This is a genomic window from Curvibacter delicatus NBRC 14919, from assembly GCF_001592265.1.
GTDB lineage: Bacteria > Pseudomonadota > Gammaproteobacteria > Burkholderiales > Burkholderiaceae_C > Hylemonella > Hylemonella delicata.
The window spans coordinates 119,556-140,056 of record NZ_BCWP01000005.1; the positions used below are offsets into that span (position 1 = coordinate 119,556).

Below are 20,501 nucleotides of genomic sequence, written 5' to 3' on the forward strand. Positions count from 1 at the left end.
CAGGCGCACGGGGGTGTTAATAACGGTAGCTGTCTTTCTTGTACGGACCGGCCTTGTTCACGCCGATGTAGGCGGCCTGCTCGTCGGTCAGCTCCGTCAGCATGGCGCCGACCTTCTTCAGGTGCAGACGCGCCACTTTTTCGTCCAGGTGCTTGGGCAGCACGTACACCTTGCCCGACTTGTATTCCTTGGGCTTGGTGAACAACTCGATCTGGGCGATGGTCTGGTTGGCAAAACTCGACGACATCACGAAGCTGGGGTGGCCGGTGCCGCAGCCCAGGTTCACCAGACGGCCCTTGGCTAGCAGGATGATGCGCTTGGCCGGGTTCTTGCCCTTGGCCGGGAAGATCACGTGGTCCACCTGGGGCTTGATCTCTTCCCACTTCAGTTTTTCCAGCGAAGCGACGTCGATCTCGTTGTCGAAGTGACCGATGTTGCAGACGATGGCCTGGTCCTTCATGGCCGCCATATGCTTGTAGGTGATGACGTTCTTGTTGCCGGTGGCCGACACGAAGATGTCAGCCTTGTCGGCCGCGTACTCCATAGTCACGACCTTGTAGCCTTCCATCGCGGCCTGCAGGGCGTTGATCGGGTCGATCTCGGTCACCCACACCTGGGCCGACAGGGCGCGCAGGGCCTGGGCCGAGCCCTTGCCCACGTCGCCATAACCGGCCACCAGGGCGATCTTGCCGGCGACCATCACGTCGGTGGCGCGCTTGATGGCATCCACCAGCGACTCGCGGCAGCCGTACAGGTTGTCGAACTTGCTCTTGGTCACCGAATCGTTGACGTTGATGGCGCGGAAGGCCAGTTCGCCCTTGGCCGACATTTCGTTCAGGCGCAGCACGCCGGTGGTGGTTTCTTCGGTCACGCCGATGATGTTCTTCAGGCGGCGGCTGTACCAGGTGGGGTCCACCTTGAGCTTGGCCTTGATGGCGTTGAACAGGCAGATCTCTTCTTCGCTGCTTGGCTTGGACAGAACCTTGATGTTCTTCTCGGCCTTGGCACCCAGGTGCATCAGCAGCGTGGCATCGCCGCCGTCGTCCAGAATCATGTTCGGGCCTTCGGTCTTGGAACCTTTGGGGCCGAACTCGAAGATGCGGTGGGTGTAGTCCCAGTAATCAGCCAGGGTCTCGCCCTTGTAGGCAAACACCGGGGTGCCCTTAGCCACCAGGGCGGCGGCGGCATGGTCCTGGGTGGAGAAGATGTTGCACGAAGCCCAACGCACTTCGGCGCCCAGGGCCTGCAGGGTTTCGACCAGCACGCCGGTCTGGATCGTCATGTGCAGGGAGCCGGTGATGCGGGCGCCCTTCAGGGGCTTGGACTTGGCGAACTCTTCGCGGATGGCCATCAGACCGGGCATTTCGGTCTCGGCAATGTTCAGCTCCTTACGACCCCAGGGGGCCAGGCTCAGGTCGGCAATGGCGTAATCTTGGTTGTTTTTCGCGGGCTTCAGCACACTCATGGCTCACTCCAAAAGTCAATTTGAAAGACCACGGGTCGTACGCGAATCGGGGAAATGACTCACCGCACAGATCCGTGGGTGAGCGCCGTTGATGCGGTGGAGAGGGTTGTGCCCCTCCACGGGTCCGAGCCTCGTTCAACGGAATGTGAACTGCAACGCTCCTCGGAATGGCGTGATTATACGGAGATGGCCGCGTTTGCGCTGTTTTTTCTGTTCAGCCACCGGCCAGTTCGCGTGTCAGCTGCGCCGCCGGCACCGGCCGGCAGCCGCTGGCATTCTGTCCCGACCACAGGGGCGAGAAGTCGCCACACCCGGCCGCCTCGGCCTTGGCCCGCAGCGGCGTCACCGCCGCTGTGGCCAGCGGGAATGCAGGCGCCACCGTGCTCAAAGGGCCTTGCTCACGCATCAGTCGCGTCATGATGCCGCGCGCCGGCCGGCCGGTGTACAGGTTGGTCAATGCCGTGTGGCGCGCCGCCTCGCTCGCAAGCGCCGCGCGGTGGAGGGCACTGGTGGTGGCCTCCGGGCACAGCAGGTAAGCCGTGCCCACCTGCACGCCCGCAGCCCCCAGCGCCAGCGCCGCCCGGACACCTGCCGCATCGGCAATGCCGCCGGCCGCCACCACCGGCACCCGCACCGCGCGCACAATCTGCGGCAGCAACGCGAAGGTGCCCATCTGCGTGCTGAGGTCGTCCGACAGGAAGATGCCGCGGTGGCCGCCGGCCTCCAGCCCCTGCGCCACGATCACATCCACGCCGCGCGCTTCCAGCCAGCGCGCCTCCTCCACCGTGGTCGCCGAGGAGATGACCTTGGCGCCCCAACTGCGGACCCGGGCCAGCAAGGCCGCGTCCGGCAGGCCGAAATGAAAGCTCACCACCGGCGGCTTGAATTCGGCCAGCAATTCAGCCGTGGCCGCGTCAAACGGCAGCCGCCCTGGACCGGCCGCGATGCCGGCCGGGTCGATGCCCAGTTCGGCGTAATACGGGGCCAACGACTGCCGCCAGGCGGCCTCGCGCGCCGCGTCCGGTGGCGGTGACGAGTGGCAGAAGAAGTTGACGTTGTAGGGACGCGTCGTCTGCGCGCGCAGCGTCGCCAGCTCCGCGCGCAGCGCGTCCGGTGCCAGCATGGCGCAGGGCAAGGACCCCAGGCCGCCGGCGTTGGACACCGCCAGCGCCAGCGCGCTGCCCTGCACGCCAGCCATCGGCGCCTGGATGACGGGCAGCGCGATGCCCAGAACCTGCTGCAATAAACCCATGTCGAACTCCTGTCAGTGCGTCCATCGGAGGCCGACTCCCAGCCCCACGCGCTGGCAGCACTGTAGCGGACTTGGCGGGTAAAATTGCGGCTTCGGCACTGCCCGGCCCGCTGTTCGCGGGACAGGTCGGCAGCCCTCCCGTCTTGGCAGCGCGCCTGGCGCCTGCCCCTCATCTTCTGGAACCGTTGTGTCCTACGCCCCTGAAACCCGGCGCCGCCGTACCTTTGCCATCATCTCCCACCCTGACGCGGGCAAGACCACGCTGACCGAAAAGCTGCTGCTGTTCTCGGGCGCGATCCAGATCGCCGGCTCGGTGAAAGCACGCAAGGCCAGCCGCCACGCCACCTCGGACTGGATGGAGATCGAGAAGCAGCGCGGCATCTCGGTGGCCTCCTCGGTGATGCAGATGCAGTACCGTGACCACGTCATCAACCTGCTCGACACGCCCGGCCACAAGGACTTCTCCGAGGACACCTACCGCGTGCTGACCGCGGTGGACTCGGCACTGATGGTGATCGATGCCGCCAACGGCGTGGAAGCGCAGACGCGCCGCCTGATCGAGGTCTGCCGCCAGCGCGATACCCCCATCATCACCTTCGTCAACAAGATGGACCGCGAAGTGCGCGACCCGCTCGACATCCTGGACGAGGTGGAGCGTGAACTCGGCATGCCCTGCGTGCCCATGACCTGGCCGGTCGGCCAGGGCAAATCGTTCGGCGGCATCATCAACCTGCGCACCCAGGCCATGACGGTGTTCGAATCCGGCAGCGAGCGCCGGCCGCAGGACTTCGACACCATCCCGCTGAGCGAGCGCGCCACCCTGCAGCAGCGCTTTGGCCAGGAGTTCGACGCCGCCATCGACAGCATGGAGCTGGCCACCGGCGCCTCGCCCGCCTTTGACCGCGAAGCCTTCCTCGCCGGCAAGCAGACGCCGGTGTTCTTCGGCTCCGGCGTCAACAACTTCGGTGTGATGGAGGTATTGGATGCGCTGGTCGACCTGGCGCCCAGCCCCAAGTCGCGCACCAGCTCGCTGGTGGTGAACAAGCAGCCGGTGGTGAAGGAAATCCAACCTGACGATGACGCCTTCTCCGGCGTGGTGTTCAAGGTGCAGGCCAATATGGATGCCAACCACCGCGACCGCATTGCCTTCGTGCGTGTCTGCTCCGGCAAGTACACCCCGGGCATGAAGCTGAAAGTGCAACGCACCGCCAAGGAGCTACGCCCCACCAGCGTGGTGACCTTCATGAGCCAGCGCCGCGAGGCGGTGGAAGAAGCCTACGCCGGCGACATCGTGGGCTTCACTACCCATGGTGGTGTGCAGCTGGGCGACACCATCACCGATGGCTCGGTCGCCCTGCAATTCACCGGCTTGCCCTTCTTCGCGCCCGAGATGTTCATGACCGTGGTGCTGAAGAACCCGCTGCGCACCAAGCAGCTGCAGCAGGGCCTGGCCCAGCTGGGTGAGGAAGGCGCGATCCAGGTGTTCCGCCCCGAGATGGGCGGCAACATGCTGCTGGGTGCCGTCGGCCAACTGCAGTTTGAAGTGGTGCAGCACCGCCTGAAAAGCGAATACGACGCCGACGTGCGACTGGAAGGCTGCCAGTACACCGGTGCGCGCTGGATCACGGCCGACACACCGGCCGAACTGCGCGCCTTCTGCGACGCCTACCCGCAGCGGCTGGCGCGCGATGCCGCCGACACGCTGGCCTACCTCTGCACCTCCCCCTACGACGTGCGGCTGGCGCAGGAACGCTTTCCCAAGATCCACTTCCACCCGCTGCGCGAGCACGCTGGCCTGGCGCTGCAAAGCGCCGGTTGAAACCCCTTCGCTAGGCGCTTGCGGCCAGGAAAGCCGCCACCTCCTGCTGAAACAGCCGGTGTCCCTTTTGCAGGTGCATCATGTGCCCGGCATCGGGGATCACTACGTATCTCTTGTAGGAGTGCGGCAACTGGCGGAAGAAGGGCAGCAGGCCGTCGAGATCAGCCACGTCATCGTATTGCCCGTGGATCATCATCACCGGCACCGTCAGGCGCGTGGCGTCCACCATCGGCAGCCTGGTCAGCAGATCGACCTGCGGGCCGGTGGGTGACCTTGTTTCCACCAAGGCCGCCGAGCGGGCAAACGCCTCCACCACGGCCGGTTCATTGGCCTCGGGCGGCGTCATCGAATCGAAGCGCAGCTTCCAGCCGGACTCGGTGATGCGGATGTAGGGCGAGCGCTGGAAGGTGGCCAGCCGCGGGCGGCGCGCCAGCAGATCCGGGCTGTGGGCATGCATCTGCGCATAGCTGATGTAACGCGCCACCTTCTGCGGATGCGCCATCACGAACATGCCGCCGTACTGCGTGCCCCAGGACCAGGCCAGCAGATGCACCTGTGCCACGCCGCGCCACTGGCACACGGCATCCACCACCGCATTCAGGTCGGCACTGGCTTGTTCTGTGCTCAGGTGGTCGTCGGGATGCGTCGAGCTGCCGAAGCCCCGCACATCGAGCGCGAACACATCAAAGCCTTGCTGCGCCAGGAAGTCCATCAGGCTGTAGCTCGGGTGGCCCGGCACCTTCAAGTCAAAGCTCTCGCGCCCGGCGGTGGCCGAGCCGTGCGCCAGCACCACCACAGGCTTGTCGCGTGGCGTGCCCAGGTACTTTTCCCAGACAAAAAGCCGGGTGTCACCCTGGGTGACCCAATGCGACTCGCCGTGCACCGCCTGGCCGTCTGCCTGCATACAAGCGCCTCATGTAAAGTTGGCCAAATTCTCTCTCAATCGCGCCATGCAGGCTCTGACCCAATGGTCCGCCGACGATCGACGATCGATCATCGGCGTGCTGACCGACATCGACGACACACTGACCACCGAAGGCGCCATCACGCCCGACGCCCTGCAGGCCCTGGCCGACCTGCAGGCCGCCGGCTTGCATGTGATCCCGATCACGGGCCGCCCCGTCGGCTGGAGCGAACCATTCGCGTTGAGCTGGCCGGTTGATGCGATCGTGGCGGAGAACGGCGCCGTCGCCCTGATCCAGCCCCGCCCCTCCGCAGAAAACATCAGCAAAAACAACCTACAGGCCTTGCCAGATCAGCGCAAGGCGCTATCAAAACGATATCAACAGGACGCCACCACCCGTGCTGCCAACTTCGCACGCATGCAGCAGGTCGCCCGGCGCGTGCTGCATGAGGTGCCCGGCACGATGCTGGCCGAGGATTCGCCGGGCCGCGAGACCGACATTGCCATCGACCACAGCGAGTTCACCCACCTGCCGCCCGACCGGATCGCGCAGGTGGTGCAGATCATGCAAAGCGAGGGCATGTGCGCCACCGTGAGCAGCATCCACATCAACGGCTGGTTCGGTGCCCACAACAAGCTGGAGGGTGCACGCTGGATCGTGCGCGAGCTGCTGGGCCGCGAACTCGACGCCGAGATCACCCGCTGGGTCTATGTGGGCGACTCCACCAACGACCAGCTGATGTTCCAGCACTTCCCCTTCAGCGTGGGCGTGGCCAACATCCGCCGCTTCGAGGCCGAGCTCACGCACCAGCCGCGCTTCATCACGCCAAGCGAGCGCGGCACCGGCTTTGCCGAGGTGGCGCGCGCCCTGCTGGCCGCGCGCGTGGGCTGAATCGCGACCGATCGCCCCACTTGTGCGGCCTAGCGCAGTTCATCCAGAACGCCGCGCAGCAAGTCCAGCCCCTGCGTCACCTCCTGCGCACGGGTGTTGAGCGCCGGCATGAAACGCAGGCAGTGCGCGCGCGGTGCATTGAGCAGCAGGCCGCGCTCACACGCCAGGGTGACCACCTGCGCTGCCCGCTCGTGACCCAGCTCCAGCGCCAGCAGCAGGCCGCGTGCGCGCACTTCGCCCAGGCCGAACTCGCGGGACAGCTGGCGCAACCCCTCTGCCAGCTGCGCGCCCATCTGGCGTGCGGTGGCCAGAAAACCCTCCGCCAGCAAACTGTGCATGACCGCCACGCCAGCAGCACACATGAGCGGGTTGCCACAGAAGGTGCCCCCCTGTTCGCCGGGTGCGAAGCAGGCAACATCGGCCTTGGCCAGCAGGGCCGAAAGCGGCGCGCCGCCGCCCAGGCCCTTGCCCAGGGTCATGATGTCGGGCTCCACCCCATACTGCTCGTGGGCAAACAGTGTGCCGGTGCGGCCGCAACCGGTCTGCACCTCGTCGGCGATCAGCAGCAGGCCGTGGGCATCGCACAGCGCGCGCAAGCCCTGGAAAAAGGCCGCATCGGCCGGCATGACACCGGCCTCGCCCTGCACCGGCTCGAGCATGACCGCCACCGTCTTGTCATGGATCAGTGCACGCACCGACGCCAGATCGTTCCAAACCGCCTTGGGAAAACCCGGCACCTGCGGCGCAAACATCGTGTCCCAGCCCGGCTTGCCGCTGGCCGACATGGTGGCCAAGGTGCGGCCGTGAAAGCCGTTGACGAAGGTGATGATCTCGAACGCGCCTTGTTTGTGCAGCTGGCCCCACTTGCGCGCCAGCTTGATGGCGCCCTCGTTGGCCTCGGCCCCCGAACTGGCGAAAAACACCTGGTCAAAACAGCTGTGCCGCGTCAGCAGGGTGGCCAGCTCCATGGCCGGCTCGTTGTAGAAGGCCGGGCTCGGATTGATCAGCGTGCGGGCCTGCTGGCACAGCGCCTGCGCCACGGCAGCCGGCGCATGGCCCAGGCAGTTGACGGCCCAGCCCTGCACCCAGTCCAGATAACGGCGGCCTTGCCGGTCGAACAGGTAGGCCCCCTCGCCGCGCACGAAAACGAGATCCGGGCGCGGAGTGATCGGCATCAGGCTGCTGGGGTTGAACGGGGCGGCAGTCTCGGGCATGGCAAACCTCTTTCTGTGAAGTACAAAAACAAAAAGGCCACGGGGATGAGCCGTGGCCTGGTCGGGGAAACTGAAGAGATCAGTTCAGGTGATTACATCCTTCTTCACCGCATTTCCGCGCACGCCCACAGCCCGCCCGACATACGTCGGGCGTTCATGGAGCGTCGGGAGGATGGATGGGAAGTGATCACGGGGCCATGCTAAGCCGTACTGCGCCGGTCGTCAACTCATCGACCGGACGCACGGCACGCCAGCCCTGCCGGCCCGCTAGTAGTCATAGAGCTGGTCGGCCGACACCTGGACGGTGACGGCCTTGTCTGCCAGCGGCCCGACAATCGCGCGCCCGGGCTGGGAGGTGTCCCGCTTGACAGGACGCCCCAGGGGTTCGCCCTGGGGATTGGTCAGGGCCACCACCAGCGGGTCCTTGAGCGTGAGCCCGCGCCGTGTCACCACCGCCGCTTCACCACTGGCCAGTTTGACAAAGCACCCCGGCGGGTAAATGCCGCACTCCTTGATCAGCGCCGCCGCCAGCGGATTGCCGCCGCTCTGTGCGTACAGATCCTTGGCCGCTTGGTGCGCCGGCTGCTTGTCGCGCCCGGCACGCGGGCTGTACTTGGCGGTGAAGTTGTCGATGAAACGGATCAGCTGTGACAGCTCGCCAGGGGCCTGCACATGCTGCGGATAGCCAGTGCCGCCCGGGCACTCGTGGTGCTGCTCCACCGCCTGCAGCCACTCGTCATCCTGCAGCCCGCTGGCGCGCAGCAGCGCCGCGGAGGCCAGGGGATGCGCGTCGATTTCCTGGCGCTGCTGCGGCGTCGGGGGCGTCCGTTGCATGGCCAGCTTGGCTTGCAGGCTGGCCATGCCTAGGTTCATGGTCAAGGCGGCACCGATCAGGCTCAGACGCCGGTTGTCTGCCCAACCCAGGCGTCGACTGACCAGGTGGCACAGAACGGCCACGTGCAGCGAATGCGCCTCCGGGTAACGTTGGGTCTGACTGTAATCATGGCGCACGATCAGAAAAATCATCTGATCGGTATGCGATTCCGGGCAGCCGGCAATCCGCACCACCATCTCACGCACCTGCTTGAGGAACTGGGGATCGGCGGGTGACTGCAGCAGCAGCCCCAGCCGGCGCAGCAATGCGTCCCAGCGTACGGAAAAGCGCTCCGTCGGCCGCTCAACGGCTTCGGACTCCCGGGCGGGCGGCACGTGCCGCTTGACTTCCTCGGTGTCCACAAACATGCCACGGTTGAGCAAATCCAACAACTTGGACTGCTCATGCAGCACCAGCCCCTTGGCCAGCAACAGGCGACCTGCCGCATCGCGCACACCGAACGGCAGTGGCACCCCCGGCTTCAGTATCTGGAATACCTGATCCAGCGAAATCATCTGCATAATTATTTTTTTGGCCCGTAGGCCCCTTCCCTACGGGATTTATAGCAGGATTTGATTTCTTCTTGAAGTCCCCTCCGGGTTTGCTATTAAATTGATAGCTGCTCGCGCAATCACCGCGCCAGCACTGGCGCCAATGCCCGTCCGGTGTGGGTACCCAGTCGCACCACCGCCTCCGGCGTCGCTGCGGCGGCGATGCGCCCGCCGTCCTTGCCGCCGTCCGGCCCCAGATCGATGATCCAGTCCGCCTCGGCGATGACGTCAAGGTCGTGCTCGATCACCACCACGCTGTGGCCACCGTCTACCAGGCGGTGCAGCACGCGGATCAGCTTGTCCACATCGGCCATGTGCAGACCTACCGTGGGCTCGTCCAGCACGTAAAGCGTGTGCGGCGCCTTCTGGCCGCGTCGGCCCACCTCGTCACGGACCTTGGTGAGCTCCGTCACCAGCTTGATGCGCTGCGCCTCGCCGCCGGACAGCGTGGGCGAGGGCTGGCCCAACGTCAGGTAACCCAGTCCCACGTCCTTCAGCAACTGCAACGGGTGCGCGATGCTGGGCATGGCGGCAAAGAACTCCACCGCTTCGTCCACCTCCATCTGCAGCACGTCGCCGATGCTCTTGCCGCGCCAGGTGACAGCCAGCGTCTCCGGATTGAAGCGCGCGCCCTTGCAGGACTCGCACAGCACCTTCACATCCGGCAGGAAGCTCATCTCGATGGTGCGCACGCCCTGGCCCTCACACGTCGGGCAACGGCCTTCGCCGGTGTTGAAGGAAAAGCGCCCGGCGGCGTAACCGCGTGCCTTGGCCTCCAGCGTCTCGGCAAACAGCTTTCGGATGGTGTCCCAGAATCCGATGTAGGTGGCCGGGCAGGAGCGCGGCGTCTTGCCGATCGGCGTCTGGTCCACTTCCAGCACGCGGTCCACTGCCTCGAAACCGGTGACGCCGGCGCAACCGCTCCAGGCCACGCCCTTGGCCGCCTGCGCCTCGCGCCCGGCCTTGGTGGCGCGCTGGCTCACCGCTGCCGCCACGTTGGCCAGCAGCACGTCGCGCGCCAGCGTGGACTTGCCGGAACCGCTGACGCCGGTCACCGCCACCAGGCGTTTGAGCGGCAGCTGGGCGGTGACGTCTTGCAGGTTGTGCAGTTTGGCGCCGTGCACGGTGAGCCATTGCAACCCCTGGTCCTGCACGTCGCGGCGCGGCTGCAGCGGGTGCCTCATGGCGTGCAGCAGGTAACGGCCGGTCTGTGAGTCTTCAGCGCGCGTCAGGTCTTCCACCGAACCTTCGGCCACCAGCCGTCCGCCGCGCTTGCCGGCGCTGGGGCCGATGTCGATCAGGTGGTCGGCGCGGCGGATGGTGTCCTCGTCGTGCTCCACCACCACCAGCGTGTTGCCGCGCTCGCTCAAGGTGTGCAGGGCATCGAGCAGGACTTGGTTGTCACGCGCGTGCAAGCCGATGGTGGGCTCGTCCAGCACATAACACACGCCCTGCAGATTGCTACCCAGTTGCGCGGCCAGGCGGATGCGCTGCGCCTCGCCGCCGGAGAGCGTGGGCGCGCCACGGTCCAGCGTGAGGTAACCCAGGCCGACCTGCTCCAGGAATTCCAGCCGGCTGCGGATTTCGGGCACCAGGTCGCGCGCGATGTCCGCTTCGCGGCCGGCGAGCGCGAGTTTCTCCACCCAGGCGCGCACATCGCTCACGCTCAGGCGCGCAATCTCGTGGATGCCGATGCCGGCGAACTTCACGGCGCGGGCCGTGGCATTGAGGCGCGAGCCCTCGCACGTCGGACAGGCCACATCGGCCACATCCTCGATCTCGGGCTCGGCAAAGGTCTGCTCGCGGCCTTTCTCCTTCTCGTCACGCACCGAGTCGTCGAGCGCCTTGCGCTGATCCTTGGTGAGCTTGACGCCGGTGCCCACGCAGTCCGGGCACCAACCGTGCTTGCTGTTGTAGGAGAACAGACGCGGGTCCAGTTCGGCATAGGAGGTGGCACAGACCGGACAGGCGCGCAGGGTGGAGTGCACATGCAGCGTGCCAATGTGCGCCGTGGTGCCGCCGCTTTTCATGACCTCGGCCAGGCCGTCCAGCTTGCTCAGCACATGCAGCACGCCCTTGCCGTGCTCCAGCGCAGTGGCCAGCGCCTGGCGCAATGTCGCCTCGTGGTCCGGGTCCACCGTGAGGCTGGCCACCGGCAGTTCGATGGTGTGCTCCTTGAAGCGGTCGATGCGCGGAAAACCCTGCGTGGGCAGGAAGTTGCCGTCCACACGCAGGTGGGTGTAGCCGCGCGGGCGCGCCCATTCGGCCAGCTCGGTGTACACCCCCTTGCGGTTCATGACCAGCGGCGCCAGCAGACCGATCTCCTGCCCCTTGAACTGCTTCATCAACTGGGCCAGGATGCTTTCGGCCGTCTGCGGCGCCACCGCCGCGCCGTCGTGGATGCAGTGCTGCACGCCGAGCTTGACGAACAGCAGGCGCAGGAAGTGCCAGACCTCGGTGGTGGTGCCCACCGTACTCTTGCGGCCGCCGCGCGATAGGCGCTGCTCGATCGCCACCGTGGGCGGGATGCCGTAGACCGCGTCCACCTCAGGCCGGCCGGCCGGCTGCACGATGCTGCGCGCATAGGCGTTGAGGCTTTCCAGGTAACGGCGCTGCCCTTCATTGAACAGGATGTCGAAGGCCAGCGTGGACTTGCCCGAGCCGCTGACGCCAGTAATGACGTTGAACTTGCCGCGCGGGATGGCGACACTCAGGTTCTTGAGGTTGTGCTCCTTGGCATTGACGATCTGGATGTCCTCGCTGGCCGCGGTGCGGACCGGCGCCGGCTTGGGCCCAGGCGTGAAAGCGGTACCGAGGTAACGCGCCGCACCTTCCTGCACGCCATGTACCTCGCCCATGGCCTGCGCATATTCGCGCAGGGCGCGACCGGTGTGGGAAGTCGGGTGCTGCCGCACCTCCTCCGGCGTGCCGACGGCCACCACCTGGCCACCGGCGTCACCGCCTTCGGGGCCGAGGTCGATGAGCCAGTCCGAAGCCCGCATCACATCGAGGTTGTGCTCGATCACCAGCAGCGAGTGGCCCGCATCCAGCAGCTTGCGCAGCGCGCGCATGAGCTTGGCGATGTCGTCGAAGTGCAGGCCGGTGGTGGGCTCGTCGAACAGGAACAGCGTGCCCTTCTTCGCCACCGCCTGCCGGCTGCTGCTCATGCTCTTGGCCGCCTCGGCCAGATAGCCAGCGAGCTTGAGGCGTTGCGCCTCGCCGCCCGACAGCGTGGGCACCGGCTGGCCCAGACGCACATATTCCAGCCCCACGTCCACGATGGGCTGCAGGGCACGGATGACGTCACGGTCGTTGGCAAACAAGCCTGCGGCCTCACTCACCGTGAGCGCCAGCACATCAGCCACGTTGAGCAGCCGTCCCCCGCGTTCGATGGTGATCTCCAGAATCTCCGGCCGGAAGCGTTTGCCGTCGCAGTCCGGACAGCGCAGGTAGACGTCGCTGAGGAATTGCATCTCCACATGTTCGAAGCCGGAGCCGCCACAGGTGGGGCAGCGGCCGTCACCGCTGTTGGCGCTGAACTTGGCCGCGGTGTAGCCACGCTGCTTCGACAGTGGCGCATTGGCATAGATCTCGCGGATCGCATCCCAGGCCCCCACATAACTCACCGGGTTGGAACGTGCCGTCTTGCCGATCGGCGACTGGTCGACGAACACCACATCCGCCAGTTGCTCGGCGCCGAGCAGGCGATCGAACGCGCCCGGAGCCTCGGTCGACCTACCGAAATGCCGCATCAGCGCCGGGGCCAGCACGTCCTGGATCAGGGTGGACTTGCCGGAACCGGAAACGCCGGTGACGCACACCAACCGCCCGAGCGGAATATCGACCGAGACATGTTTGAGGTTGTGCTCGGTGACCCCTTCCAGCAGCAGGCGCGGCGTGTTCTCGGCCACCATGCGCTTGAAGCCCATGCCGATCTGTTTGCGCCCACCCAGGTAGGCGCCGGTCAGGGTATCGGCCTGCTTCAGCGCCTCCGTGCCGCCGTCGAAGACGATCTGCCCGCCGCGCTCGCCCGGGCCGGGCCCCATGTCGATCATGCGGTCCGCCGCCAGCATCACGGCCGGGTCGTGCTCCACCACCACCAGCGTGTTGCCGGCATCGCGCAGGCGCTGCATGGCCTCGATGATGCGGTGCATGTCGCGCGGGTGCAGCCCGATGCTGGGCTCATCCAGCACGAACAGCGTGTTGACCAGCGAAGTGCCCAGCGCGGTGGTCAGGTTGATGCGCTGCACCTCACCACCCGAAAGCGTGCGGCTTTGCCGGTCCAGCGTGAGGTAGCCGATGCCGACATCGCACAGGTACTGCAAACGTGTGCCAATCTCCTCGAACAGCAGCTTGAGCGCCTGCGCCTCGCCCTCGCCATGCGTGGGCAAAGCCAGCTCGCGGGCACGGATGCGATCGAAGAAATCGCGCAAGCGGTCCAGCGGCAACAGCATCAGGTCGTGCAAGCACAGACCAGGCAAAGCCTCCAGCTGCGAGCGACTCCACTGCACGCCGGCGGGCATGAACCGTTTGGCGGGGTCCAGCACGGCATCGGCATCTTCCTTGGCGCCGATGCGCCAGAGCAGGCTCTCGGTCTTGAGGCGCGCGCCATGGCAGGTGTTGCACTGCGTGTAGCTGCGGTACTTGGACAGCAGCACCCGGATGTGCATCTTGTAGGCCTTGCTCTCCAGGTACTCGAAGAAGCGCTTGACGCCGTACCACTGCTGGTTCCATTTGCCGTTCCAGTTGGGCGAACCGTGGATGACCCAATGCTGCTGGTCAGGCGTCAGCTTGTTCCAGGCGGTGTCACGCGGGATGCCGGCAGCCTCCGCATGGCGCATCAGGTCGTCCTGGCACTCGGCCCAGGCCGGCGTCTGCATCGGCTTGATGGCGCCGGCGCGCAGGGTCAGCTTGTCGTTCGGGATCACCAGGCCGTAATCAACGCCGATGACACGCCCGAAGCCGCGGCAGACCTCGCAGGCGCCCACGGCGGAGTTGAAGGAGAACATGGACGGAATGGGATCGGCATAACGCAGATCGCTTTCCGGGCAATGCAGGCCGGTCGAAAACTTCCAGATCTCGGGCTCACCCTCGTCTTGCAGCCGGTAGACACTCAGACGACCGCTGCCACGTTTGAGCGCAACCTCGATGGCCTCGACCACACGCGCACGTTCGGCATGGCTGAGGCGAAAACGGTCGGCCACCACATCCAGCACCTTGCGCGGGCCCGCCGGTGTGGCCACTTCACGCTCGGCCTGTACCTTGGTGAAGCCACTGGCCGACAGCCACTGGGTGATTTCCTCCTCTGAAGTCGCCCCCGGCAACTCCACCGGGAAAGTGATGACCAGCCGCGGATCAGACAGGGCCCCCACGCTTGTCACTCCGTGTACTGCGCTGCCCCCCGAGGGGGCACCTTCACCTTGGGGCGGCCCGGCGGTGAAGGGGGCGTCGACACCCGCCGCTTGCGCCCGCGCCTGCAACTCGGCATAGATGCTCTCCGCCGAGTCGTGCCGTACCGGCAATGCCGTGACACGGTCGAACAACTGGCCGGCACGGGCGAACAGCAGCTTGAGATGGTCGTTGAGTTCGGTCATCGTGCCGACCGTGGAGCGCGACGAGCGCACCGGGTTGGTCTGGTCAATGGCGATGGCCGGCGGCACGCCCTCGACCTTGTCCACCGCGGGCTTGTCCATGCGGTCCAGGAACTGGCGCGCATAGGCACTGAAGGTCTCGACGTAGCGACGCTGCCCCTCCGCATACAGGGTGTCAAACACCAGGCTCGATTTACCCGAGCCGCTGGGGCCGGTGACCACCGTCAGCTCGCCGGTGCGGATGTCGAGATCAAGGTTCTTGAGGTTGTGCTGGCGTGCACCGCGGATGCGGATGGTCCCCTGGGTCATGGCGTGGCATCTTTCTAATCAGGCCAATCATTCTAGGCAGTCACGGCCGGATCGGCAGGACTGGGGACATGACAGTCCTGTTACAGCCGGATACCCCTGAAACGCCGCTTAAACTTCACAATTCGGGGAAAAAGGAGCAGGAGAAACCATGCGGAATTACAAAACCTTGTGCGCCACCTTGCTGGTGCTTGCCAGTGCCACCGCGCAAGCCCAGATCCTGATCGGTCAGACGGCTGGTTTCAGCGGTCCGGTGGCCGCGGGCGTCAAGGAAGTCACGGATGGTGCCAAGCTCTATATCGACAGCGTCAACGCCAAGGGCGGTGTCGGCGGGCAGAAGATCGAGCTGCTCTCGCTCGATGACAAGTTCGATCCCAAACTGGCCGGTGAGAACGCGCGCAAGCTGATCGAGGAACAGAATGTGGCGGCCATGTTCCTGACCCGCGGCACACCGCACACGGACGCCGTTCAGCCGCTGCTGGACAAGCATGGGGTTCCGCTGGTCGGCCCCTCCACCGGTGCCATGACACTGCACCAGCCGGTGCGCAAACACATCTTCAATGTACGGGCTACCTACCAGCGCGAAGCCGAGAAAGCCGTCACCCATCTGGCCACCATCGGCATGAGCAAGATCGCGGTGGTGTATGTCGATGACAGCTTCGGCGAAGATGGCCTGACCGGGGCGCAGAAAGGACTGGCCAGCGCCAAACTCAATGCCGTGGCGCTGGAAAAATTCGACCGCGTCAAACCCGACTTCTCCAAGATCGCGCCAGTGGTGGCCAAGTCCGGCGCGCAGGCCGTGGTCATGATCGCCGCAGGTGCAGCCGTGGTCGATGGCATCAAGGCCTTTCGCGCCGCCGGCAGCAACTGCCAGGTGGTGACCTTGTCCAACAACGCCTCCGGCGGTTTCATCAAGAGCCTGGGGGACAACGCCCGTGGCGTGATTGTGTCGCAGGTGTTTCCGCAGTCCCTGAGTTATGGTCTGGTCAAGGAAGCACAGGACCTCGCGCGCACCAAGGACATGGCGGAAGTCAGCCCGGCCATGCTGGAAGGCTTCGCCGCCGCCAAGGTGCTGGTGGAAGCCTTGCGGCGCACGGGCGGCAAGCCGACCCGCGACAAGATTCAAGCCGCGCTGGAAGGCATGAACAAATTTGATCTGGGCGGGCTGGAAATCAGCTACAGCCCCAAGGACCACACCGGTCTGGACTTTGCCGACCTGGCCATCATCACCTCCGACGGCCGTTTCCGCCGCTGACCCCGCCCGAGGCGTCAGCCCTTGAGGGCCTGCTCCAGCTCCTGGCAGGCTTTCGGCCCGAGTACCTCCTGGATCTTGGGCAGCAGCGCCAACAGCTCGTCGTAACCACTGGCCGCTTCCACCGCCAGATTGAGTTTGAAGCCGCGCAGGCCGAGGGATGCGGTCAGCCGGGTGGCGATCGGCCAGGCCTCGGCATAACGCACCTGGGGTGTTCGCGCACTGGCCGCAGCAGGCTGCGGCTCGCTCACGGCCAGAAGCCCTTCCGCCAGCATGTGGTCCACGTCGGCTTGCGTCACGCCAAGACCGGCCGTAGCGGCCAGCACCTGGTCCAGGGTTTTGGTTCCATCAAACAAAATGAAGGCCGAGCGCTGCCGCGCCGACAGCAGCGGAGAACGCTGCTTGAACGCCTGCTGCCCGACCTCAGTTTTTGAGTATTTCATGGCGATGGTGTGCGGCCTTGATGGCCGTCATTGTCTCCTCAGGACACCATCTTACTTGGCAGCGCTGGCAGCCGGCTCGGCAGGCGTGGCCGCCGGGGCGGGGGCCGGTGCCGAAGTTGCCGGCGCAGCAGCCGGGGCATGCGTCGGATCTTCGCCGTGCTTCTCGCCACCCATGTCCAGCTTATCGCCGCCTTTCATGATCACAAACATGGCCAGGACGGCAAAGATGATGAAGCCGATGATGATTTTCCACATGATTTTTTTCCTTTAAAAAAAAGGCCCTCTTCTGGAGGGCCTGTTGACCACCCGGATCCGGCGAGCCGGACCGGGAGGCTGATTGAAGCACAAGGCCTCAGTCGTTGGCGTAGATGTCCACGTCCTTGGTTTCACGGACGAACAGCATGCCGATGACAAAAGTCATGCCGGCAATGATGATCGGGTACCAGAGGCCGTTGTACATGTTGCCGGTCTGCGCCACGATGGCGAAGGCGGTGGTGGGCAGCAGGCCGCCGAACCAGCCGTTGCCGATGTGATACGGCAGCGACATGGAGGTGTAGCGGATGCGGGTCGGGAACAGCTCCACCAGCATGGCGGCGATCGGGCCGTACACCATGGTCACCAGGATCACGAGGTAGGTCAGGATGGCAATGACCATGACCTTGTCCACCTTGGCCATGTCAGCCTTGGCCGGGTAGCCGTGAGCCTTGAGGGCTTCGGCCACAGCCTTCTTGAACTCGCCGTCGAGCTTCTTGGCTTCGTCAGCCGGAATGCCCTTGGCGGTGTAGCTGGTGATGACCTGATCGCCAATCTTGATGGTGGCGGGGCCGGTGCCGACGATGTTGTCGTAACTCACCGAAGCGCCTGCCAGCACCTGCTTGGCGATGTCGCACGAGCTGGTGAATTTGGCGGTACCGGTCGGGTTGAACTGGAACGAGCACTCTTTCGGGTCGGCGGTGATGGTCACCTTGCTCGCTTGCTGAGCCTTGTACAGGTCAGGGTTGGCGGCCTTGGTCAGCGCTTCAAACACCGGGAAGTAGGTCACGACCGCCAACAGGCAGCCCGCCATGATGATCGGCTTGCGGCCGATCTTGTCGGACCAGGCGCCGAACAGGATGAAGAACGGCGTGCCGATCAGCAGGGAGATGGCCACGTAGATGTTGGCAGCGGCACCGTCCACCTTGAGCGCTTGCGTCAGGAAGAACAGGGCATAGAACTGGCCGGAGTACCAGACCACGGCCTGGCCGGCGGTCAGGCCGATCAGGGCCAGGATCACGATCTTCAGGTTTTTCCATTGGCCGAAGGCTTCGGACAGCGGTGCCTTGGAGGTCTTGCCTTCAGCCTTCATCTTGGCAAAAGCGGGGGACTCGTTCATGGACAAACGGATCCAGACCGAGATGGCCAGCAGCAGGATGGAGACGATGAAGGGAACGCGCCAGCCCCAGTCGGCGAAGGCAGCTTCACCGATCATGGTACGGGTACCCAGAATCACCATCAGGGACAGGAACAGGCCCATGGTGGCCGTGGTCTGAATCCAGGAGGTGTAGGCACCGCGCTTGCCCATCGGGGCATGCTCGGCCACATAGGTGGCAGCACCGCCGTACTCACCGCCGAGCGCCAAGCCTTGCAGCATGCGCAGGGCAATCAGGATCACCGGCGCGGCCACGCCGATGGTGGCGTAGTTCGGCAGGATACCCACGATGAACGTGGACAGACCCATGATCAGGATGGTCACCAGGAAGGTGTACTTGCGGCCGATCATGTCGCCCAGACGGCCGAACACCAGCGCGCCGAAAGGACGCACGATGAAACCGGCAGCGAACGCAAGCAGCGCGAAGATGAAGGCCGAACCGGCATCCAGCCCGCTGAAGAACTGCTTGGCGATGATGGCTGCGAGCGAACCGTAGAGGTAAAAGTCGTACCACTCGAAAACCGTACCCAGCGAAGAGGCGAAGATCACCTTCTTCTCTTCGGGGCTCATTGGCCTTGCGGCATGTGTAGCCATGTTATGTCTCCTTAAGGAATTGAATCCCCTGACGAGGGGACTGGCGTGCATTCTTGGAGACGGCACTGACCGCTTTCTTACATTGACCTTAGGGGATAACCCTGAGTTCCAGCGCCATTTGGCGCCCAAAAATCAGCGCCGGCGGGTCAGGCCCGGCGTCACATTCGTCACGGCATCCCAGCCTGGGCCGTCAAACCAAGTGTCACCCTCCAGGTAACGACGCAGCATCGGCAGACTGTCGAAGCCCCAGAACAATTTGCCGTCCACGGCCACGGCGGGCACACCGAACACGCCGGCGGCAATGGCCGCTTCGGTGTTGTCACGCAGCCGGGCCTTGACGGCCTCGTCATCCGGCGCGAGCGGCGGTGCCAGCTGTTCGCGCAACTGCTGCAAGCGGGGCGCATGGACCGCATCGGCCCCGCCGTGCCAGACATGATGGAACAGGGTTTCGCAAACATAGCGGTTGGGATCATCCCCGCCGGCACAGGCGATGGCCAGCCGCAACAGCGGCAACGGATTGAAAGGATGCACCGCGGGCATCTGGAGCGGGACCTGGTGCTGGTGCCCCAGCCACTGCACATGGCGGTAGGTCCAGTCGCGTTTGGCCGGCACCTCGGCCGGCCCGAGCTGGCCGTGGTGTTTCAGAATCGCCCCCAGCAACACCGGCTTGTAGCTCACCGAGTAGCTCAGACCCATCAGCGCCTCGGGCAACCGCTCGAAGGCCAGATGGGCGTAAGGCGAGATGAAATCCAGATAGAAGGTGATGTGCTTCACGGTCTCAGGCTCCTTGCGCTTTCTTGTGCTGCAGCGCGTTGCTCGATCCGGCTCCAGACTTCCCGCTTGTCGACGTCATTCATCGTCGACCAGTCCCGGATTTCCTGCAGCGTACGCAGACAGCCGACACACAAGACGCGCTGCTCGTCCATCTTGCAGACCGAAATACAGGGCGAAGGCACGTTTTGCGCCATCGCCCTTGCCTTGATTGCGCGAACCGCTATCGAATCAGTAGCATTGATGACATCCATGACCATCACCCGCGCTTGTTTAACAGCGCCGTGGCGGCACGCGAACCGGGTGCGCGCCCAAGGAAGTCGCTGATGAACTTGCCGGCATCCACCAGCTGATCGAGATCGATGCCGGTCTCGATGCTCAAGCCGTGCAGCAGGTAGACCACGTCCTCGGTCGCCACATTGCCGGTGGCACCCTTGGCGTAGGGGCAGCCGCCCAGGCCAGCCACGGAGGACTGGAAATTCCAGACACCCAACTCCAGCGCGGCGTAGGTGTTGGCCAAAGCCTGACCGTAGGTATCGTGGAAGTGACCGGAGACATCGTCCAGGCCGAAGTGGACCAGTGTCGCCTCGATGGCGCGCTGCACCTTGCGCGGCGTGCCAACGCCAATGGTGTCGGCCACGTCCACCCGCTGCACGCCGATGTCCTTCATCAGCTTGGCCAACATGCCCACCCGCTCGGGCGCCACCTCGCTCTCGTAAGGGCAGCCGACGGTGCAGCTCATGGCACCGCGCACACGGATGCCAGCCGCACGCGCGGCTGCCACCACGGGCGCAAAGCGCTCGATGCTCTCGGCGATCGAGCAGTTGATGTTCTTCTGGCTGAAGGCTTCGCTGGCGGCGCCGAACACCACGATCTCATCCGGCTTCGACGCCACCGCCGCTTCCCAGCCCTTCAGGTTCGGCACCAGCACCGAATAGCGCACATCCGCACGGCGGGTGATGCCGGCCATCACTTCGGCGTTGTCGCCCATCTGCGGCACCCACTTGGGGCTGACGAAACTGGTGACTTCGATCTCCTTCAGGCCCGCGTTCTGCAGGCGGTGCACCAGCTCGATCTTCACTGCCGCCGGCACCGGCTGCTTCTCGTTCTGCAGCCCGTCGCGCGGACCGACGTCAATCAGTTGGACTCGGGTGGGCAAATTCAT

Annotated in this window: 15 protein-coding genes and 1 riboswitch; of the genes, 3 read left to right on the forward strand and 12 right to left on the reverse strand. The window is 65.0% G+C overall.

What is annotated here, in order from left to right:
* Positions 1-16 precede the first annotated feature (16 nt).
* Positions 17-1,465: an adenosylhomocysteinase gene (gene ahcY / locus CDE01S_RS04270; protein ID WP_066704219.1), complete on the reverse strand. Its 1,449-nt coding sequence runs from the start codon at positions 1,463-1,465 to the stop codon at positions 17-19.
* Between the two features lie 73 nt (positions 1,466-1,538).
* Positions 1,539-1,635: riboswitch (S-adenosyl-L-homocysteine riboswitch) on the reverse strand.
* 44 nt (positions 1,636-1,679) lie between these two features.
* Positions 1,680-2,717, reverse strand: a complete 1,038-nt coding sequence (locus tag CDE01S_RS04275) for an NAD(P)H-dependent flavin oxidoreductase (protein WP_066704222.1) — start codon at positions 2,715-2,717, stop codon at positions 1,680-1,682.
* A gap of 187 nt (positions 2,718-2,904) precedes the next feature.
* On the opposite strand from CDE01S_RS04275, the gene CDE01S_RS04280 reads away from it, so the two are divergent.
* Positions 2,905-4,536: a peptide chain release factor 3 gene (locus tag CDE01S_RS04280; RefSeq protein WP_066704225.1), complete on the forward strand. Its 1,632-nt coding sequence runs from the start codon at positions 2,905-2,907 to the stop codon at positions 4,534-4,536.
* Between the two features lie 10 nt (positions 4,537-4,546).
* Here the strand turns inward: CDE01S_RS04280 and CDE01S_RS04285 are convergent, their stop codons facing one another.
* A complete protein-coding gene (locus CDE01S_RS04285; RefSeq protein ID WP_066704227.1) occupies positions 4,547-5,440 on the reverse strand; it encodes an alpha/beta fold hydrolase in 894 nt (297 codons plus the stop codon).
* Between the two features lie 46 nt (positions 5,441-5,486).
* Between CDE01S_RS04285 and CDE01S_RS04290 the strand changes: the two genes are divergently transcribed.
* On the forward strand, positions 5,487-6,332 hold the full coding sequence (locus CDE01S_RS04290; protein ID WP_066704230.1) for an HAD-IIB family hydrolase: 846 nt from the start codon (positions 5,487-5,489) through the stop codon (positions 6,330-6,332).
* Positions 6,333-6,361: 29 nt separating this feature from the next.
* On the opposite strand, the gene CDE01S_RS04295 is transcribed toward CDE01S_RS04290, so the two are convergent.
* The 3 genes from CDE01S_RS04295 to CDE01S_RS04305 form a co-directional block, all read right to left on the reverse strand.
* Entirely contained in the window at positions 6,362-7,546 is a 1,185-nt protein-coding gene (locus CDE01S_RS04295) for an acetylornithine transaminase (RefSeq protein WP_066704236.1), read from the reverse strand.
* Between the two features lie 267 nt (positions 7,547-7,813).
* Complete coding sequence (locus CDE01S_RS04300; RefSeq protein WP_218016499.1) at positions 7,814-8,935, reverse strand: HD-GYP domain-containing protein; 1,122 nt, start codon at positions 8,933-8,935, stop codon at positions 7,814-7,816.
* A gap of 116 nt (positions 8,936-9,051) precedes the next feature.
* Positions 9,052-14,871, reverse strand: a complete 5,820-nt coding sequence (locus CDE01S_RS04305) for an excinuclease ABC subunit UvrA (RefSeq protein ID WP_066704241.1) — start codon at positions 14,869-14,871, stop codon at positions 9,052-9,054.
* Positions 14,872-15,019: 148 nt separating this feature from the next.
* On the opposite strand from CDE01S_RS04305, the gene CDE01S_RS04310 reads away from it, so the two are divergent.
* A complete protein-coding gene (locus CDE01S_RS04310; RefSeq protein ID WP_066704243.1) occupies positions 15,020-16,123 on the forward strand; it encodes an ABC transporter substrate-binding protein in 1,104 nt (367 codons plus the stop codon).
* Between the two features lie 14 nt (positions 16,124-16,137).
* On the opposite strand, the gene CDE01S_RS04315 is transcribed toward CDE01S_RS04310, so the two are convergent.
* The 6 genes from CDE01S_RS04315 to CDE01S_RS04340 all read right to left on the reverse strand — a co-directional run bounded on the left by CDE01S_RS04315 (position 16,138) and on the right by CDE01S_RS04340 (position 20,501).
* Positions 16,138-16,563 carry a hypothetical protein gene (locus CDE01S_RS04315; RefSeq protein ID WP_066704248.1) on the reverse strand — a complete coding sequence of 142 codons (426 nt, stop codon included), beginning with the start codon at positions 16,561-16,563 and terminating at the stop codon, positions 16,138-16,140.
* Between the two features lie 51 nt (positions 16,564-16,614).
* Positions 16,615-16,818, reverse strand: a complete 204-nt coding sequence (locus tag CDE01S_RS04320) for a hypothetical protein (RefSeq protein ID WP_066704251.1) — start codon at positions 16,816-16,818, stop codon at positions 16,615-16,617.
* A gap of 97 nt (positions 16,819-16,915) precedes the next feature.
* Positions 16,916-18,565 (reverse strand): MFS transporter, encoded by a 1,650-nt coding sequence (locus tag CDE01S_RS04325; protein ID WP_066704254.1) that lies wholly within the window; start codon positions 18,563-18,565, stop codon positions 16,916-16,918.
* Positions 18,566-18,697: 132 nt separating this feature from the next.
* Entirely contained in the window at positions 18,698-19,339 is a 642-nt protein-coding gene (locus CDE01S_RS04330; protein ID WP_066704257.1) for a 2-hydroxychromene-2-carboxylate isomerase, read from the reverse strand.
* Entirely contained in the window at positions 19,336-19,590 is a 255-nt protein-coding gene (locus CDE01S_RS04335; protein ID WP_245636105.1) for a DUF1289 domain-containing protein, read from the reverse strand. The genes CDE01S_RS04330 and CDE01S_RS04335 overlap by 4 nt, the downstream gene beginning before the upstream one ends.
* A gap of 5 nt (positions 19,591-19,595) precedes the next feature.
* On the reverse strand, positions 19,596-20,501 hold the full coding sequence (locus tag CDE01S_RS04340) for a hydroxymethylglutaryl-CoA lyase (RefSeq protein ID WP_066704260.1): 906 nt from the start codon (positions 20,499-20,501) through the stop codon (positions 19,596-19,598).

Excerpts from the sequence above, each read along its gene's own strand:
- ahcY (WP_066704219.1), bottom strand. The coding sequence starts at position 1,465 with ATGAGTGTGCTGAAGCCCGCGAAAAACAACCAAGATTACGCCATTGCC.
- CDE01S_RS04275 (WP_066704222.1), bottom strand. The coding sequence starts at position 2,717 with ATGGGTTTATTGCAGCAGGTTCTGGGCATCGCGCTGCCCGTCATCCAG.
- CDE01S_RS04285 (WP_066704227.1), bottom strand. The coding sequence starts at position 5,440 with ATGCAGGCAGACGGCCAGGCGGTGCACGGCGAGTCGCATTGGGTCACC.
- CDE01S_RS04290 (WP_066704230.1), top strand. The coding sequence starts at position 5,487 with ATGCAGGCTCTGACCCAATGGTCCGCCGACGATCGACGATCGATCATC.
- CDE01S_RS04295 (WP_066704236.1), bottom strand. The coding sequence starts at position 7,546 with ATGCCCGAGACTGCCGCCCCGTTCAACCCCAGCAGCCTGATGCCGATC.
- CDE01S_RS04300 (WP_218016499.1), bottom strand. The coding sequence starts at position 8,935 with ATGATTTCGCTGGATCAGGTATTCCAGATACTGAAGCCGGGGGTGCCA.
- CDE01S_RS04305 (WP_066704241.1), bottom strand. The coding sequence starts at position 14,871 with ATGACCCAGGGGACCATCCGCATCCGCGGTGCACGCCAGCACAACCTC.
- CDE01S_RS04310 (WP_066704243.1), top strand. The coding sequence starts at position 15,020 with ATGCGGAATTACAAAACCTTGTGCGCCACCTTGCTGGTGCTTGCCAGT.
- CDE01S_RS04315 (WP_066704248.1), bottom strand. The coding sequence starts at position 16,563 with ATGAAATACTCAAAAACTGAGGTCGGGCAGCAGGCGTTCAAGCAGCGT.
- CDE01S_RS04320 (WP_066704251.1), bottom strand. The coding sequence starts at position 16,818 with ATGTGGAAAATCATCATCGGCTTCATCATCTTTGCCGTCCTGGCCATG.
- CDE01S_RS04325 (WP_066704254.1), bottom strand. The coding sequence starts at position 18,565 with ATGGCTACACATGCCGCAAGGCCAATGAGCCCCGAAGAGAAGAAGGTG.
- CDE01S_RS04335 (WP_245636105.1), bottom strand. The coding sequence starts at position 19,590 with ATGGATGTCATCAATGCTACTGATTCGATAGCGGTTCGCGCAATCAAG.
- CDE01S_RS04340 (WP_066704260.1), bottom strand. The coding sequence starts at position 20,501 with ATGAATTTGCCCACCCGAGTCCAACTGATTGACGTCGGTCCGCGCGAC.